The 17,927-nt window shown below is 65.3% G+C and carries 11 protein-coding genes and 1 pseudogene; 2 read left to right on the forward strand and 10 right to left on the reverse strand.

The window, feature by feature from the left end:
* Nucleotides 1-24 precede the first annotated feature (24 nt).
* From HBF24_RS11035 to HBF24_RS11045, 3 genes and pseudogenes are all read right to left on the reverse strand, one after another.
* Nucleotides 25-1,140: an NAD(P) transhydrogenase subunit alpha gene (locus tag HBF24_RS11035; protein ID WP_343162754.1), complete on the reverse strand. Its 1,116-nt coding sequence runs from the start codon at nt 1,138-1,140 to the stop codon at nt 25-27.
* A gap of 163 nt (nt 1,141-1,303) precedes the next feature.
* Nucleotides 1,304-1,666, reverse strand: a pseudogene (locus HBF24_RS11040) (DUF779 domain-containing protein); the annotation flags it as partial.
* Nucleotides 1,667-1,743: 77 nt separating this feature from the next.
* A complete protein-coding gene (locus HBF24_RS11045; RefSeq protein WP_167172870.1) occupies nt 1,744-3,267 on the reverse strand; it encodes an aldehyde dehydrogenase family protein in 1,524 nt (507 codons plus the stop codon).
* Nucleotides 3,268-3,498: 231 nt separating this feature from the next.
* Here HBF24_RS11045 and adhP point away from each other — a divergent pair, with 231 nt between their 5' ends.
* Both adhP and HBF24_RS11055 read left to right on the forward strand, forming a co-directional pair.
* Nucleotides 3,499-4,524: an alcohol dehydrogenase AdhP gene (adhP, locus tag HBF24_RS11050; RefSeq protein ID WP_167172872.1), complete on the forward strand. Its 1,026-nt coding sequence runs from the start codon at nt 3,499-3,501 to the stop codon at nt 4,522-4,524.
* 7 nt (nt 4,525-4,531) lie between these two features.
* Nucleotides 4,532-5,545 (forward strand): zinc-dependent alcohol dehydrogenase family protein, encoded by a 1,014-nt coding sequence (locus tag HBF24_RS11055; protein ID WP_240922476.1) that lies wholly within the window; start codon nt 4,532-4,534, stop codon nt 5,543-5,545.
* 15 nt (nt 5,546-5,560) lie between these two features.
* Here HBF24_RS11055 and HBF24_RS11060 read toward each other — a convergent pair whose 3' ends face one another.
* The 7 genes from HBF24_RS11060 to fdhF all read right to left on the reverse strand — a co-directional run bounded on the left by HBF24_RS11060 (nt 5,561) and on the right by fdhF (nt 17,875).
* A complete protein-coding gene (locus HBF24_RS11060) occupies nt 5,561-7,072 on the reverse strand; it encodes a tryptophan halogenase family protein (RefSeq protein ID WP_167172873.1) in 1,512 nt (503 codons plus the stop codon).
* 13 nt (nt 7,073-7,085) lie between these two features.
* Nucleotides 7,086-8,093 (reverse strand): cupin-like domain-containing protein, encoded by a 1,008-nt coding sequence (locus HBF24_RS11065; RefSeq protein ID WP_167172875.1) that lies wholly within the window; start codon nt 8,091-8,093, stop codon nt 7,086-7,088.
* Complete coding sequence (locus HBF24_RS11070) at nt 8,086-8,793, reverse strand: SapC family protein (RefSeq protein ID WP_167172877.1); 708 nt, start codon at nt 8,791-8,793, stop codon at nt 8,086-8,088. The genes HBF24_RS11065 and HBF24_RS11070 overlap by 8 nt, the downstream gene beginning before the upstream one ends.
* Before the next feature lie 20 nt (nt 8,794-8,813).
* On the reverse strand, nt 8,814-10,364 hold the full coding sequence (locus tag HBF24_RS11075) for a tryptophan halogenase family protein (RefSeq protein ID WP_167172879.1): 1,551 nt from the start codon (nt 10,362-10,364) through the stop codon (nt 8,814-8,816).
* 124 nt (nt 10,365-10,488) lie between these two features.
* Nucleotides 10,489-13,548: a TonB-dependent receptor gene (locus HBF24_RS11080; protein WP_167172881.1), complete on the reverse strand. Its 3,060-nt coding sequence runs from the start codon at nt 13,546-13,548 to the stop codon at nt 10,489-10,491.
* An 875-nt stretch (nt 13,549-14,423) separates the two neighbouring features.
* Entirely contained in the window at nt 14,424-14,903 is a 480-nt protein-coding gene (locus HBF24_RS11085) for a DUF1641 domain-containing protein (RefSeq protein ID WP_167172882.1), read from the reverse strand.
* Nucleotides 14,903-17,875: a formate dehydrogenase subunit alpha gene (gene fdhF, locus HBF24_RS11090; RefSeq protein WP_167172884.1), complete on the reverse strand. Its 2,973-nt coding sequence runs from the start codon at nt 17,873-17,875 to the stop codon at nt 14,903-14,905. Before fdhF ends, HBF24_RS11085 begins: the two co-directional genes overlap by 1 nt.
* Nucleotides 17,876-17,927 lie beyond the last annotated feature (52 nt).

A 17,927-nucleotide genomic window follows, 5' to 3' on the forward strand; every position in this document is an offset into this window, starting at 1 on the left:
CGCGTCGTCGGTGGTGAGGCCAGTTCAGCCCGGTAGCGTGGCCGTTGCATGGCTTGGGTCGGCGCGGGTCACGGCGGTCTTGGCCAGTACCTCGTCGCTCCAGTCCGGGGCGATGGCGCCATCGTCGTTGATGAGCAGACCCAGCAGGTGCGCAAGGTTCTTGGCGTAAAGCTCGCTGGCGTGCTCGCCGACCAGCGAAGGCACGTTGAGCGGGGCGGCCACGGTGACCTGGCCTTCGCGCACGGTCTGGCCCGGCTGACTGCACTCGCAATTGCCGCCGCTTTCGGCGGCCAGGTCGACGATGACCGCGCCGGCCTTCATGCCCTGGACCTGATCACGGCTGATCAACTTGGGTGCCGCGCGGCCAGGCACCGAGGCGGTGGTGACGATCAGGTCGGCCTGTTGGATATGACGGGTGATGGCCGCGGCAACCTTGGTTTTTTCCTCATCGGTCAGCTCGCGTGCGTAGCCACCTTCGCCGCGCGCATCGACACCGGTGTCGACAAACTTGGCACCCAGTGACGCGGCTTGTTCGCGGGTCTCGGGACGCACGTCGTAGCCTTCCACCAGCGCGCCCAGGCGATGCGCGGTGGCAATGGCCTGCAGGCCGGCCACGCCCAGTCCCATCACCAGCACCTGGGCCGGACGCAGCGTGCCGACGGCGGTGGTCATGCGCGGCAGGATGCGCGCCAGTTGGGTGGCGCCGAGCAGCACCGCGTAATAGCCGGCCAGCGTGGCCTGGCTGGTCAGCACATCCATGGCCTGGGCGCGGCTGATGCGCGGCACCTGCTCCATGGCGAAACAGATGATGCCGCGCTCGCGCAGGGCGCCCAGCAGCGCCTCATCGTGACTGGCACCGAGACAGGCCAGTATGGCGCCGGGGCGCATCTGCGCGATCAGCGCCGGGTCTGGCGGCTGCACGGCGAGCACGATGTCGGCGTCGGCCAGCAAGGTGGCGCTGTCGGCTATCGCCTCGGCCGGCGCGAAGGCAGCGTCGGGCAGGGCCAGGCCATCACCGGCACCGGACTGCAGGCGAATGCTGAGCCCGTCCTGGGCCAGTCGTTCGATCACGCTAGGGACCAGCGCCACGCGCCGTTCGCCGGGGTGGGTTTCCTTCAGCACGGCAATCGTGGTCATCACGAACGCTCCTTGTGGCTGCGGCGTCCGAGGCCGGGCCGGCGCAAGGACGGTAAAAGGCAGGTGATCCGACAGATGCAGCTCATGTTCTGCCTGTGGGCGTGTCGCGGCAAGTGCCGTCGGCACCGGACGCCGCGGCCACTGCCTGTGGTCCGCGCGGTGCCGGGCCGGACGCTTCCAGTGCCTGGGCCTCGGCATCGGTGAACAGTCGCGAGCGGGCGATGAAACGCACGCCCTCGGCCGCCTCCAGCGAGAAGCTGTCGCCACCGCCGTCGACCACATCGATGCCAAGCTGGCTGAAGGCCACGTAGGCATAGTGCGCGGCGGCGACATAGAACGGGCAGTCTTCGATCACGCCCAGCAACACATCCTGCGCGCCGACACGAAAGTCACTGGCGCGCAGGCACATCGGCGCGCTGCCTTCACAGCAGCCGCCGGAAAGGTGTAGCAGCAGCGGACCATGTTCGGCGCGCAACTGGCGCAGCAGCGCGCGGGCACGGTCGCTGAACACGACCCGTGGTGGTGGGATGGGATGCTCGACAGACACGGTAGGCAGGCTCCACGCATCCGGCCCACCTGTGGCGGCGGGCCGGATGCCAGGGTGGATCAGAACAGGCCGGCAGCTTCCGTGCTGTAGCTGACCAGCAGGTTCTTGGTCTGCTGGTAGTGGTCCAGGATCATCTTGTGGGTCTCGCGGCCGAAGCCGGACAGCTTGTAGCCACCGAAGGCGGCATGCGCCGGATACTGGTGATAGCAGTTGGTCCACACACGACCGGCCTGGATGCCGCGGCCGACGCGGTAGGTATTGTTGACGTTGCGAGACCACACGCCGGCGCCCAGGCCATAGACGGTGTCGTTGCCGATGGCGATGGCTTCATCCAGATCCTTGAACGAGGTGACCGACAGCACCGGGCCGAAGATCTCCTCCTGGAAGATGCGCATGTTGTTGTTGCCGGAAAACACCGTCGGCTGCATGAAGTAGCCGTTCTCCAGCGCGCCACCCAGGTGCGCACGCGCGCCGCCGGTCAGGCAGTGCGCGCCTTCCTGCTTGCCGACATCGACGTAACCCAGGATCTTTTCGAGCTGGCCGGCCGAGCATTGCGGGCCCATCTGTGTGGCCGGATCCAGTGGATCACCCACCTTGATTTTCGCCACCCGCGCCACCGCGCGTTCGACAAATTCATCGAAGATCGATTCCTGCACCAGCGCACGGGACGGGCAGGTGCACACTTCGCCCTTGTTGAAGGCAAACAGGGCAAATCCTTCCAGCGCCTTGTCCAGGAAGCCGTCGTCCTCGTCCATGACGTCGGCGAAGAAGATGTTCGGCGACTTGCCGCCCAGCTCCATGGTCTGCGGGATGATGGTCTCGGCGGCGTACTGCATGATCTGCCGGCCGGTGGTGGTCTCGCCGGTGAAGGCGATCTTGGCGATGCGCGGACTGCGTGCCAGTGGGCCACCGACCTCCGAGCCGTGGCCGAACACCACGTTGAGCACGCCCGGCGGCAGGATGTCGCCGGCAAGGTCCATCAGCACCGCCAGGCTCATCGGCGTGTCCGAGGCCGGTTTGATGACCACGCAATTGCCGGCGGCCAGGGCCGGCGCCATCTTCCAGGCCGCCATCAGCAGCGGGAAGTTCCAGGGGATGATCTGCCCGACCACGCCCATGGGTTCCTTGAAGTGGTAAGCCACCGTGTCGTGGTCGATCTCGCCGATCGAGCCTTCCTCGGCGCGGATGCAGCCGGCAAAGTAGCGAAAGTGATCGGCCGCCAGCGGCACGTCGGCGTTGAGGGTTTCGCGGATCGGCTTGCCGTTGTCGCGGGTTTCCACGCGGGCCAGCAGCTCAAGGTTTTCCTCGATACGATCGGCGATGCGATGGAGCAGGTGGGCGCGCTGGGCCGGCGAGGTGCGCGCCCAGCCCTGGCGCGCGGCGTGCGCGGCATCCAGCGCGCGCTCGACATCGCCGGCATCCGAGCGTGCCACCTCGCACAGCGTGCTGGCGTCGATGGGGCTCTTGTCGGTGAAATAGCGACCTTTCAGTGGCGCTTTCCATTCGCCACCGATGAAGTTGTCGTAACGGTTCCTGAGTCGGCTCTCGTCGACGTGGTCCGGATGTTGTGCCTGATTGCCCATGACTTCACTCCAGATCTAATGGCAATGGTTATGGCCGTATGGAAGGCCACCGTTATGTTTGGCGCTTGCTGCCCGTGCAGATTGCGCCGCGCCTGGTGGGCCGTCCTTAATCTGCGTCAATTTCTGGTCGGTTATCGCCAAAGGTCGAGTTCTTAACCCAGATCAATGCATGGGCCCGTCCCACGCCTAAGCTTGGCGCCATTCACTGCCATCCGCCTCAGGAGTGCCGTCATGGCCAAGACGATGAAAGCCGCTGTCGTACACCAGTTCGGAAAGCCGCTGGTCATTGAGCAGGTGCCGATTCCGGAGCCCGGGCCGGGCGAGGTGCTGGTGAAGATCGTCGCCACCGGTGTGTGCCATACCGACCTGCACGCCGCCGACGGCGACTGGCCGGTCAAGCCGAGCGTGCCGTTCATTCCCGGTCACGAAGGCGCCGGCACCGTGGTCAAGGTCGGCCCTGGCGTCAGCCATGTGAAGGAAGGCGATGCGGTGGGCATTGCCTGGCTGCACGATGCCTGCGGGCGCTGCGAGTACTGCATCACCGGCTGGGAAACGCTGTGCGAGCAGCAGCACGACAGCGGTTACAGCGTCAACGGCAGCTTTGCCGAGTACGCCATCGGCCACGCCGAGTACGTGGCGCGCCTGCCCGATGATGTGGACTTCGCCGCCATCGCGCCGATCCTCTGCGCCGGTGTGACCACCTACAAGGGCCTGAAGGAAACCGAGGCCAAGCCGGGTGAATGGGTGGCCATCTCCGGCATCGGCGGCCTGGGGCATGTGGCCGTGCAGTATGCCGTAGCCATGGGACTGCGCGTGGTGGCGCTGGATGTCTCCGACGACAAGCTGGAGCTGGCCAAGTCGCTGGGCGCCGAGGCGGCCGTCAACGCGCGTGATGCCGATGCCGCCGAGCAGGTGGTGACGCTGACCGGGGGCGGCGCACAGGGCGTGCTGGTGACGGCGGTCTCACCGCCGGCCTTCGAGCAGGCGCTGCACATGGTGCGTCGCAAGGGCACGGTGGCCATGGTCGGCTTGCCACCGGGCGAGTTTCCGACCCCGATCTTCGACGTGGTGCTCAAGCGCATTACCCTGCGCGGCTCCATCGTCGGTAGCCGCAAGGATCTTGCCGAGGCGGTGGCCTTCGCCGCGCAGGGCAAGGTCAAGACGCATATCCACGAGGCACGGCTGGAGGAGATCAACACCATCTTCGAGCAGCTCAAGGCCGGCAAGGTGGATGGGCGCATGGTGGTGCGCTTCTAAGGCGGTCATGGTGACGGCGCAACCGGTCCAGACTATGCGCGCCATGGTGTTCCGTCGCGCGGGACAACCGTTGCATTACGATGAGCAGCGCGCCACGACCATGCCCGGCCCGGGGCAGGTGCGCCTTCGTGTGCATGCCTGTGGGGTTTGCCGTACCGATCTGCATGTGCTCGACGGCGAACTGACACAGCCAAAGCCGGCGCTGATTCCCGGCCACGAGATCGTCGGCCGGGTCGATGCCGTTGGCGAAGGCGTGACGGCGTTTTCAATCGATGATCGGGTTGGCGTGCCGTGGCTGGCCTGGACCTGCGGCGAGTGCGCATACTGCCGCAGCGGTCGCGAGAATCTGTGTCCCGAGGCATGCTTTACCGGCTATCAGGTCGATGGCGGTTATGCCGAATACGCGGTGGCCGACGCCCGTTTCTGTTTCGCCATCCCCGAGGTGTTTTCCGATGTCGAGGCCGCGCCGCTGCTGTGCGCCGGCCTGATCGGTTATCGCGCGCTGCGCATGGCCGGGGAGGCTAACCGGCTGGGGCTGTATGGTTTTGGCGCCGCCGCGCATATTGCCATCCAGGTGGCGCGACATCGCAAGCAGGCGGTGTATGCCTTCACCCGGCCCGGTGACAGGCAGGGCCAGGCGTTCGCGCGCTCGCTGGGCGCCGAATGGGCCGGCAGCTCGATGGATACGCCACCCCAGCCGCTGGATGCGGCGATCCTCTTCGCGCCCGTGGGCGAGCTGGTGCCGGCCGCGCTGAAAGCCACCGCGCCGGGTGGCACGGTGGTCTGCGCCGGCATTCACATGAGTGACATTCCCTCGTTCCCCTACCGTCTTTTGTGGCAGGAGCGTGCCGTGCGCTCGGTGGCCAACCTGACCCGGCGCGACGGCGAGGAGTTTTTTGCCGTCGCCGCGCAGATTCCGGTGCGCACCACCACTACCGTATTCGCCCTGGAGCAAGCCAACGAAGCATTGCAGCGCCTGCGCGACGGGCGCATCGAGGGCGCCGCCGTGCTGACGCCCTGAGCGCTTGCCTCTCTATCAGGTATCTGCTGACTTCATCGGGCAGTAGCTGCGGATGTAGTCCATGTGCCGGGGCAGACGCGCCACGGTGTGTTCGACATGGCTGCGAATGCTCTCCAGGAACTGCTTGAGTTCGACATCGCCCATCAGGTCCGGCGAAGGGTGGTGCTGCGCGGGCGTGATGCCCTGACCCAGCATGACCTGGGTCCAGGAGTTCTCGGTGAACAGCTCGTTGGGGATGCGGAACACGCGGCCGGTGGCCTTGAACAGTTCGATGCGGTGGCGCAGCGAATCGGGCACGTCCATTTCGGCGCAATGGCGCCAGAACGGCGTGTCGCGTCGATCGGTGACGTGGTAGTGCAGGATCACGAAATCGCGGATGTGCTCGATTTCGGACGCGACCTGGGCGTTGTATTCATCGATATCGACCTGACCGATCACATGCGGAAACGATTGCAGCAAGCGCGTGATGCCGCGCTGGATCAGGTGGATATTGGTCGACTCCAGCGGTTCCAGGAAACCGCTGGAAAGCCCCAGCGCGATGCAGTTGCGCTCCCAGGCCTTCTTGCGCTGGCCGGGGGTGAAGCGGATCAGGCGTGGCTCGTTGCGCGGCGCGCCTTCGATGCTGTCCATCAGCGCCTGGCGGGCGGAAGCTTCGTCCATATGGCGGCTGGAAAACACGATGCCGTTGCCGACGCGGTGTTGCAGCGGAATGCGCCACTGCCAGCCGGCCTCGCCGGCGATCGATCGGGTATAGGGAATGGCATCGCGCTGGCTTTCGGTCTGCACCGCCAGCGCGCTGTCGGCTAGCAGCCACTGCGACCAGTCGTCATAGCCCACGCCCAGGGTCTGGCCGATGAGCAGGGCGCGAAAGCCGGTGCAGTCGATGAACAGGTCGCCCTCGATGCGCTGGCCATCGTCCATCACCAGCGCGGCGATGTCGCCGTTGTCGGCCATCGCCACCTCGCCGATGCGCCCTTCGACGCGCTTGATGCCAAAGCCCTCGGCGTACTGGCGCAGGAAGCGCGCGTAAAGGCCCGAATCCAGATGGAAGGCGTAGTTGATGCCGCCGCGCGGCAGGTGCGCGAACTTGCCTTCCTGCGCCGCGCGAAGTTCCAGGCAGTAATCGCCATAGTCGCCGGCCAGGCCGCGCTCGCGTCCTTTCAGCCAGAAGTGCTGGAAGCCGGCGGTCCAGTGGTCCTTGCCGGTGCTGCCGAACGAGTGGATGTAGTCGCGCCCGACATCGCGCCAATTCTCAAAGGCGATGCCCAGCTTGATGGTGGCATGCGTGGCGGCCATGAACGCCTGCTCGTTGATGTCCAGCAGCCGGTGGAAGGTGACCAGGGTGGGAATGGTGGCCTCGCCGACACCGACGGTGCCAATGGCGTCGGACTCGACCAGGGTGATGTCCAGCACCTTGCCCAGGGTGCGCGAGAGCGCGGCGGCGGCCATCCAGCCGGCGGTACCGCCGCCGGCGATGACCACACGGCGGACGGGCGAACGGGGCGTGTCGTGATGGGCTTGGCTCATGGCGTGGCGTCGGTCAGCGGTTCAGGCGTTGCAGCAGGTGCGCGCGCAACTCACGCGCGGTGGTTTCGTCGATGGGTGCCAGCACGCGCCGGGCACTTTCCGGAATGTGCCCGGCGGTGGCGTCATCGGGCTCAAACACGTAGTGGCGGAATGTCTCCTGCCAGGTGCGGCGCTGCTCGGGCGGCAGGTCGCGGATGCTCATCAGCGCCAGCATCAGCGCGTTCATTGGCGTGTCCATGTAGCCGGGCACGCGGCGCCACCAGAAATTGACCAGCACGTTGAATGCCTCAAGCGCTTCGACGTGATGCCACCACATGCTGGGAATCATCAGCGCATCGCCGGCCTCCAGTTCGGCCACCTGGGCCTGCTCCAGGGCTTTCGCAAAGCGCGGGAAGCGTTCGAAATCGGGCTGGTGAAAGTCGACCAGGCTGATGGCCTGGCCGGCCGGTGTGAAATCGAGCGGGCCGATGTAGAGGTTGGCCAGTTGGTCTGGTGGAAACAACGTAAAGCGGCGACGGCCGGCGACCACGCACGCCAGGTTGTCGGGCAGATCCTGATGGGCGGCGATCCGCGAGCGATTGCCGATCCAGATGCTGGCCAGCTTCTGCTGCATGGCTTCCAGGTTGATCGGGTTGTCCTGGCGAAAGCCGGGCAGATAGGTGTCCAGCGTGGTCGAGCCGACATAGATCGCCGGCGGCGCCTCGGTATCGGCGGCTTTCAGCAGGGTATCGAGCACCGCGGCCAGCGGCGCCTTCTGGCGCTGGAAATTGAAGCCGCTCAGGTCCTGGTTGTAGAAGAAGCGCCCGCCGCTTTCAGGCGGCGCGACCATCGCCACCACCGGTGCCTTGCGATCGAAGCGGTTGAGGTAGGCCACGCCGTCGGCAGGTGAGCAGCGTGCCGCCTGCACCATTGGCCAGTCGGCAACCAGCCCGCGCAACAAGAGTGGCTGCGTGCTGTGCAGTACCTCGTCGGGCAGGGCCATCGGGTCCAGCCCGTGGCGCTCGGCGACCGCCTCAGGCATGGCCGGCGCTCCGTTGCTGCTGGCGCTCGATCAGGTCGCGAAGATGCGACAGCGATGCCAGCGCCATGTAGATCGGCTGCAGATGACCGGCGGCATGCAGCTTGGCCAGCGCCGCGCCGTCCAGTGCCTGCAGGCGTTCCTCGTGAATGGTGTAGAAGCCGGCCAGGCGGTGCGGTTGCTCACCGCCCAGCTCCACGTCCAGAACGAACGATTCCAGCAGGTCGTGTTCGAGCAAGGTGTCCACAAAGGCAGGCGTTTCCTCAAGCCCTTCGTGCAGTGCCAGCAAAATGGAGCTGGCCTGGTCCAGGTACTGGCTGGTGCCGCCGTGTTCGAGAAACAGTGCCTGCCCGTCGCTGGCGCCCACACGCGGGTGGTCCAGGTCGATGTGCACCATCGGCTGGCCGTCGCTCATGCCGATCATGAACGGCTGGCGCTGCACGGCCAGCGGCACATAGGGCGCATCCCAGCGCGAGTCATCCAGGAACAGATTCTGTCCGGCCTCAAGGCCGAACAGCGCCACCGGTTGGAAGCGACCCTGGGCGTCCTTCTGGAACACGATCGGGTAGTAGGCCTGGACGTTGCGGAACTCGCCCGGGAATGTCAGTGCCGACATCGCGTCGTCGCCGTAGGCGGCGCCGTAGCCGGTGGCCACGCGCAGGTCGCGATGGTCGATATTGTTGAGCAGGACAGGTCGGGTCATGGTCAGTGCCTTGGTGAGCGTCAGATCCGCGGCAGGCCGTGTGCTTGGATGTGCGCAATCAGTTGGCGATGCGAGGGCAGCGCCGCCCGCATGCGGCGCGCCAGCTCGGCGGCCTGGCGGAAGTGGTCGGCGGCTTGGCCGGCCGCGATGGCGGCAGGGGCGGCGCGAAGCTCTGGTCGCCAATCCATACCGTACAGGATGTAGTGATAGCTGGCCGAGGGAAACACTTCCTCGGCACGCACCAGATCGCGGCGCGATGGTGTGTGATGGCGCCACAGCGCCAGCCATTCGCGCAGGCGCTCCGTGCTGGTGGCCGGATCGCGATGCGCGCGCCAGTAATCGCTGTCCTCGCGCTGCGACAGCACGTAATGCAATTTCAGGAAGTCGGCCACGCGCTGCCAGCGGTAGTCAAAGCCCTCGTTGTAGCGACGCGCGACGTGGTCCATATCCTCGCGCGTCGCCGGCAGCTGCTCGGCCAGCTCCGCGGCGCCCAGTTCGACCAGCACCAGCGACGAGGCTTCCAGCGGCTCGACAAAGCCCGAGGCCATGCCGATGGCCACGCAGTTGCGGTGCCAGGGCTGGCGACGATAGCCGGGCGCGAAGGCGATGCGTGCCGGCTCGCTCAGCGCCGCGGTGTCGGTCGGGCCGCTGGCGGCAATGTGGCCCAGCAGGGTGGCGTGCGCCTGATCGTCGCTGCAGTGCGCACTGGCGTAGACGTAGCCCACGCCCCGGCGCGCGGAAAGCCCAATGTCCCAGGTCCAGCCATGCGGCTGGGCGGTGGCGATGGTCTGGCAGGCGATGGGCGTGTCCGGCGCCGGGTAGGGCACCTGCACGGCCAGCGCACGGTCGTTGAACAGCACCGGAGAAAGATCCACTTTGCCAATGCCAAAGTGCTGTTCCAGCAGCAGCGCGCGGGCGCCGCTGCAGTCGATGAAAAGGTCGCCTTCCACGGCGCCAAGCTCGCGGGTCTGCAGCGAGGCGATGTCACCGTTTTCATGGCTGTTGATGGCGTTGACGTGCGCGCTAAGGTGGCGCACGCCCAGATGCTGCACGCAGTGCTGGCGCAGAAACTGGCCGAATTTGGCCGCATCCAGGTGATAGGCGTAATTGGCGACGGCGGCGAATTCCGGGGTGGCCGGCTGCTTGGGCGCGCGATTGGCCGCGCACAGATGGGGCTGGAAGCTGACCTGCTCGGCGTAGGGCGTGTCGGCGCCCGCCGCCAGCCAGCCGGCGACCAGGTCGGTTTCCAGAAAGCCGTTGGGCAGGGTGAATGGATGCATGTAGGCATCGCGCTGCTGGCGTCCGATCCAGCCGTTGAACTGTGAGCCCTGCTTGAAGGTGGCATCGCAGGCGCGGATGAAGTCGCTCTCGCCCACGCCAATACGCCGCAGTGTTTCGCGCATGCTGGGCCAGGTGCCCTCGCCGACGCCGACGGTGGCCACCTGCGGCGACTCGATCACGGTCACCTCGATGGCCGGGTCGTGGGCGTGGGTGGCGGCCAGCACGGCCGCGGTCAGCCAGCCGGCCGATCCGCCGCCGACCACCACAAGCTTGCGTACCTGTGCGTGCACTTGGTTTCCGATCCCCACCGTACCGCGCCTTGCCAACCATAAGGAAAACGGGCCGCCAAGGCACGCGGCCCGTTGCCTGAAGAAAGCCACCGACGGCGCAAGACCGCCGGTGGCAGGGGAGGCGCTAGAACTTGTAGCGCAAGCCGAGCATGTAGCGGGCACCGGTCTGCGTGGCGTATTCCAGCTGGTGGATATTGCGGCTGTACTGGCGCTGCACGCGGTTGGTGATATTGATGCCCTCCAGCGACATCGAGAAGCGCTTGGTGAAGTCGTAGCTCATGCTGACGTCCCACTGCCCGTATGGAGCGGTGTAGATCGGGTTCGGCCCGGTACCGTCGAAGCGGCTGGCCAGGAACTTGCCGCGCCAGTTGTAGGCGGCACGTGCCTGCCACGGGCCCTTGTCGTAGAAGGCCACGAAGTTGGCCGAGTCGCTCAGGCCCTCGAGCGCAAATTGCTGGCCGATCACGTAGTTGTCGTAGGTCAGTCCGGAGTCGACCAGGGTGTAGTTGGCCGAGACGCCGAAACCGGTATCCCACAGCATCTGCTGCACGTTGAACTCCCAGCCGTGCAGCGAGGCCGACTGCTGGTTGGCCGGCGTGGTGATGCGGAAGTTGGCGATCGGGTCGCCGGGCTGGCCGACGATGGTGCCGGTGATATTGCCGTTGGTGTCGGTGCCGGTGGGATTGACGCCCGGCGAGCCGGCGAAGTTGGTGAAGATGTAGTTGCGGATGCAGGTGGTGTCACTGTCCGCGCAGCCATTGGATATCGCCGCATTCCAGTAGTCACCCCCAATCGGGGTATGCAGCTGGAACGGCTGCTCGGTCACCTGGCTGGTGCCGACATAGTTGTCGATGTTTTTGCGGAAGAAGGCCACGGACATGTAGCTGCCCTTGCCGTAGTACCACTCGAACGACAGGTCGATGTTATGCGACAGCAGTGGTTTCAGGCCCGGATTGCCCTGCGAGCCGGTACCGCCATCCACGCGCACCAGCGTATTGAGCGTCTGTCCGCCCTGGATGTCGCCCCAGCCGGGGCGGCCGATGGTTTCACCGTAGCTGGCGCGCAGCTTCATGCTGTCAGTGAGATCCAGCGACAGGTCGATATCGGGCAGCACGTACTTGTAGGAACCGGACAGCTGGGTGAAGCCGGCCTCGCCCTGGAGCAGGCTCAGCTCGTTCTGCGAGCCCCAGGAAATGCCGGTGGCGGTGGGTACCAGTGCGCGCGAGGTGACGTCGGTCTTTTCATAGCGCACGCCCACGGCTACGTGCAGCGGCATCTGGAAGTCGTAGGTCTGACTCCACTGCAGGTACGCGCTCATCGACTTTTCATGCACGCGGCGGTCGGTGGTGAAGTCCGGCGAGGCGCGATAGTCCGACGCATCGTGTCCAGCGGCGACCCAGGCATCCTCGGCCAGCTGGCGTACCTGATCGAAGTTCCAGGTAAAGAAGGCGTCAGTGAAGTTGGGGTCGTTGTGACGCGGGAAGGCGTCGAAATAGTGCCCCATGTGATCCAGATGCCAGACCGAGTCGGGATAGTCGTCCGGACTGGTGGCACCGCCCCAGGTATCGAGCTGCACGTTGGAGAACGCCGAGCGGTTGTGCACGTCGGTGCTGTCCACGCCAAAGTCCAGGCGCGAGTAATCGGCAAAGGTGAAGTCGCCGGTCAGCTGGATCTGGTTGATCTTCGAGCGCATGTAGCTGTTGCGGAAGGAAGAACCGGTCACCAGCATCTTCGACGGGTCGATCTGGGTCATGCCGTCGGGCAACTGCACGTTGAGTACCGGGAAGCTGCCGCCGAAGTCGGCGGTGGTGGTGCCGCGGAAGAAGCCAGCCGTGCCCAGCACGCTGTTGGACCCATACGGGCTGTCCGAGCCGGCCTCGGCCACCGAGTGGTGCACGTCAAGGCCCAGGTTCAGCGAGTTGTTGACCTTCCAGGCAGTGTTGAAGCCCAGCGACTTGAGGGTGTTCTTGGTGGCGCTCTTGCCGCCGCCCATGGCCAGATCGCTGTTGGCCGGATCGATGATTTCCGAGTACACCAGCGGAGCGGCCACCGGGCCGTCGGTCCAGCTGCTGGAGGACGGGCCGTAGTTGAACCACACCGACATCTCGTTGCGCTGTGCCTGAACCTTGTTTTCGGCGTAGGTGTAATCGAGCGTGGTGGTGATGTCGTCGATGGGCTTGTACTGGAACACCACCTGGCCGTTGGTGCGCTCACGGCGGATGCCGCTGACGCTGTAGTTCAGGTTCTGCGGTACCGAGTACACGTCGTTCGGGCCGGGGCGGTTGGTGATGCGCTCGGAGCCCGGCTGGCCCGGCTGCGGAATCGTGCCCCAGTTGACCTCGTCGCCGTGGAAGGTGTGCCAGCCCGAGTCGACCTTGACCTGGCTGACGCCGTAGTCGCGCACCTGGTAGCTGCCGCTGACGGCCACGCCAAAGCGTCCGTCAGCGCTGGTGGTGCTGTAGATGCCGGAGATCTCCGGGGTCAGCTGGGTATTTTGCAGCGAGTCGGGAATGTCCTTGTTGGAGCTGTCCCACACGCCTTTGACGCCGAAGCTGCCGTGCGAGCCGGGGTTGTCCAGCGGACGCGCCGTTTTCACGTTGATGGTGGCGCCGATGCCACCGGCCGGCGTGCTGGCACGCGCGGTCTTGTAGACGTCGATCTCGGCGATGGCTTCGGCGGCCAGGTTGGCAAAGTCGAAGGCGCGCGAGTTCGAGGCACTGGTGTCGGCGATGTTGGCCGTCGGCATCTGGCGGCCATTGAGCAGCACCAGGTTGAAGTCGGGGCCGACACCACGCACGGTGACGCGCGACCCCTCACCATTGACGCGGTCAATGGAGACACCCGAGATGCGTTGCAATGCTTCGGCCAGGTTGGTGTCCGGGAACTTGCCGATGTCCTCGGCGACGATGCCATCGACCACGCCATCGGAATAGCGCTTGAGGTTCATCGACGATTCCAGCGAGCCGAGAATACCGGTCACCTTGACCGTTTCCAGTGTCGCGGGCTGATCGCTTTGTTGTGTGCTGCTGGCATTGCCCGGTGTGGGCCGGGCCGCGTTGGCGGCGCGCTTGGCCGCATTGTCCTGCGCGTTGCTGGTGGTCTGGGCAGACACGGTGCCGGCCAGGGCGATCATCACTGCTGATGCGATGAGGCGCCTGCGTGGCAGATAAGCCGTCTTATTCATGAGTTCCTCCCCGAGGGTGCTTTTATTGCTTTGCTTTTTCCCTTGCACACAGACCATCGCCACCGATGGCATGTGTTGGTGACAGCGCTGTCACCATGCCGTGCACTTAGGCACGGCAGGCCGGTCGACGATCGTCGCCGGCCCCACGCGACGTCGCTTCGCCTGTCGGGCTTCATCGCCGCCGCTGGCGGGCGTCCAGGTCGCCCGCACATCTCAAGATTTTCTTCAGGTGTCGCTGTGTATCGAGGCGGGAGGGCGTGGCGTGCCAAGGCAGGCCTCAAGAAGACCACGGACGCGATGTCACCCGGCCATGTGGCGTGCATATGCGGCGTCCGGCCCGCCCAGAGCGGGGCCTTGCGACCGCTCCGGCGTTCCGGCGTCTCCATGCACGCTGAGGCATTGGCCAAAAGACTCACGTATCCATCCCCAAGTCCTGCTTCATCTCCAGCAGGCATCCGGCCTGCACAACCGTCCGGATGGCGGCATCAGGCCGCGAGGGCGTGATGTCAACCAGTGGCCGTTCGGTAGTTTCCCCAGTCCCCCGGTGACGCCTTGAACAAACCCATGGCGGCACCGGTGATGTGTCTGACGACCAGGCTCTCCCCAAAAGAGCGTGGTCGTTCGGCGCCGATCCTCACGCACCGATAACAGCGCAGTCAAACTGCACTGCAACATAAAATCGTCACCTCGACGCGGATTCGGATATCTCCGGGAAATCCTTGTTAGCGCTATCTTTTTTCTTGGTGGCTGTGGCTGGTTAGCCAGGGGGAAGGTTGGGAATGGCATGAAAACGAGCGGTTAATCGTTTTCATGAAACAGCCTGCGGACATCCATTTGCAGTGCCCGTCAACGCCGCGCAAGCGCGGTCAAACGCGCTAGTCTTCGACGGGCTTTCCGGTGAGGTCGGAAATGGGTTTGTCGACCGGTTCGCGCAGGCGTCCCGTGAAGGCTTTCAGTGCATCGAACACCGGCGCGGTGCCGCGCCATAGTTCGTCGTCGTGCAGGATCTTGTAGATGCCGCTGAGCCCGGGTGCCTTGGTGTCCTGGCGAGGCGTATCGGTTTGCAGCTGGCGCGCCGCATCGCCGATGGCGGCGGCCACCTTGTAGAACGCCGCCGGCTCGACGCGCCCCAGCTCGATCAGCAGCGTGGACAGGTTTTGCACGGCACGGCGCGCGCCATCGCTGTTGAGCCCCTGGGCCAGAATGCGCGCAATCGGCGCTTCGGCCTTCAGCGCATTGGTGGCCAGGCGCAGTACGCCCTTTTCGTGCGCGGCCTCCAGCAATTCCTCCAGCGCCTCGCGGGCAGTGGGTTCGGTGCGTTCCGGGGTGGGCTGGAAACGGATTGGCTCGGCCATCACAGGGTCTCCGGCTGCTTCATCGAATCAGGGGGTGTGGTGTAGCGCGGCTGGCTGCGCTTCTGCTCGGCGTCGGGTCCATCGTTGGGCGTACGCGTGCCATAGCGATGATTGTTGTAGGGCAGGCCGGGCTCGCCCCGTGGACGATCGATCTTCTCGATGCGCACGGCGGTTTCCTTGTAGGCCGGCGTGTTTACTTCCGGGTCGTGATGGTCGCCGGTCAGCGCATTGAGCGTGGGTTTGGCGTGGTGAATGGGCATGAACAGCGTCTTGCCCTGTACGCGGTCGGTGACCACCGCGCGCGCCTCCACCGTGGAGCGGCGTGAGGTGATGCGCAGCCAGGTGCCATCCTCGATGCCGCGCTCGGCGGCCAGGTCCGGACCAATTTCGACAAACCAGGTCGAGGAGCCTTCCAGGATGCGCCCGCCCTTGCCGCTCTGGTTGGTGGACTGGAAGTGCTCGAGCATGCGGCCGTTGTCCAGCATCAGGTCGAATGCCGCATCGTCCTGCTCCTTGGGTTCGACCCATTCCAGAGGGAACAGTCGCGCCTTGCCGTCATCGAAGTGGAAGCGCTCGGTGTAAAGCAGTGGCGAATCGGTACCATCGGCAGCCACCGGCCATTGCTGCGACTTCCAGCCTTTCAGGCGCTCGTAACTGACGCCGGCGAACATGTCGGCGATGCTGGCCGCCTCGGCCATGATCTGGCCCGGGTGGCTGTAGTGCCAGTCATGGCCCATGCGCCGCGCCAGGTCACTCAGGATTTCCCAGTCGGGACGGCTTTCACCCAGTGGCTGCATGACCTGGTAGAAGCGCTGGATGCGGCGTTCGGTGTTGGTGAAGCTGCCGTCCTTTTCCACGCTGGGGCAGGCCGGCAGCACCACATCGGCAAACTCGGCGGTGCGGCTCAGGAAAATATCCTGCACGACCAGGAAGTCGATGTTGGTGAAGGCTTTCTGCACATGGTTGGCGTTGGCATCGGAGATGGCCGTTTCCTCGCCGATCACGTACATCGCCTTGACCTTGCCTTCGGCGGCGGCATTGACCTGATCGAAGTTGCCCAGGCCCACCTTCAGCGACAGCTTTTCCGGGTCCACGCCCCAGCCCTTGGCCCACTTGGCGCGCACGGCCTCGTCATCGACCGATTCATAGCCGGGGTAGATGTTCTTGAGGCAGCCAAAATCGCTGCAGCCTTGCACGTTGTTGTGGCCGCGCATGGGGTAGCCGCCACTGCCGGGCTTGCCGTAGTTGCCGGTGACCAGCAGCAGGTTGGACATGGCCGTGGAAATGTCCGAGCCGCGGCTGTGCTGGGTCACGCCCATGGCCCACAGCAGGCACACGCTTTTCGCGCCGGCGATCATCTCGGCGGCGTTGATCAGGGTCTGACGCTCGATGCCGGTGACCTGTTCGGCAAATTCCAGCGTGAACGGCTCCAGCGAGGCGCGGTATGCGTCCAGCTGGTTGACGCGCTTTTCAAGAAACTCCCAGTCAGCCAGATCGTTGTCCAGGATGTAGCGGCAGATGGCCGAGGCCCACACCACGTCGGTGCTGGCGCGCGGGCGCAGGAAGATATCTGCACGCTGCGCCATCTCTTGCTTGCGCACATCGGCGACGATCATCTTCTGCCCGCGCAGTTTCTGCGCACGCTTGATCTTGGAGGCAATCACCGGGTGCGCCTCGGCGGTGTTGGAGCCGACCATGATGACCAGCCCGGCCTGTTCGATATCGCTGATCGAGCCGGCATCGCCGCCGTAACCGACGGTGCGGAACAGGCCCTTGGTGGCCGGGTTCTGGCAGTAGCGCGAGGAGTTGTCCACGCTGTTGGTGCCGATCACCAGGCGGGCAAATTTCTGCGTGACGTAGCAGTCTTCGTTGCTGGCCTTGCTGGAGCCGATGAAGCCGATGGCGTCGGCGCCGTGGGTGTCGCGAATCTCGCCCAGGCGCCGCGCGACCAGATCCAGCGCCTCGTCCCAGCTGGCCTCGCGGAAGGCGCCGTTCTCGCGGATCAGCGGGTGCGTGAGGCGGTCCGGATGATTGACGAAATCCCAGCCGAACTTGCCCTTCACGCAGGTGGAAATGCCGTTGGCCGGGGCGTGCTCCACCGGCTGCACCTTGAGGATCTTGCGCCCGCGCGTCCACATCTCGAACGAGCAGCCCACGCCGCAGTAGGTGCACACGGTCTTGGTGCGCTTGATCTCGGCCTCGCGCATGGCATGGTCGATTTCCGACACTGCCGTGATCGGGCGCGCGCCCATGGTGTTTTCCCAGGCCTTGATGGTGTCGATCAGCGGGCGCTTGATGTCGTCGTCCATGCCGCTGAACTGGCCGGCTTCGCCGTACATGGTGTTTTCCATCAGCGCGTTGCACGGGCACACCGTGACGCAATGGCCGCACTTGACGCAGCTGGACTCGTCGATGGTCTTGCCGCCATCCCACAGCACGCGCGGATGCTCGGCCGTGTAGTCGATGGAAAGGGTCTCGTTGACCTCCACGTTCTGGCAGGCCTCGACGCAGCGCCCGCACAGGATGCACTGGTCCGGATCGTAGGTGTACAGCGGGCTGGAGGTGTCCTTGGCGTAGGGCTTGGGTTTGTGCGGATAGCGCTGGATGGGGATGTCCATCTGTACCACGGCATTGTGGATTTCGCAGTTGCCGTTGTTGTTTTCGCACACCGTGCAGTAAAGCTCGTGCTTGGCCAGCAGCCGGTCCATGCCTTCCTCGCGCGCATGGCGAAGCTCGGCGTGGTCGCTGTGCAGTTGCATGCCGTCGGCGGTTTTCAGCGAGCAGCCGCGCACCTTCTCGCCGTTGAGCGACACCCAGCAGGTATCGCAGGTCTCCAGCGGCCCCAGCGCGCCGTGGTAGCACACCGCCGGCAACTCGATGCCGTGGTCGCGCAGGAAGGGAATCAGCGGGCTGTCGGCCGGGCCGGTGAGGGACCGGCCATCAAACTGGATGGTGCACGTGCGTGTGCTCATCGCTGGCGCTCCTTGAAGGCATCAGGTGCGCCACGAAGCATCGCGGCCGGCA

Source organism: Oleiagrimonas sp. C23AA, from assembly GCF_011759385.1.
In the GTDB taxonomy this organism is placed as follows: Bacteria; Pseudomonadota; Gammaproteobacteria; order Xanthomonadales; family Rhodanobacteraceae; genus Oleiagrimonas.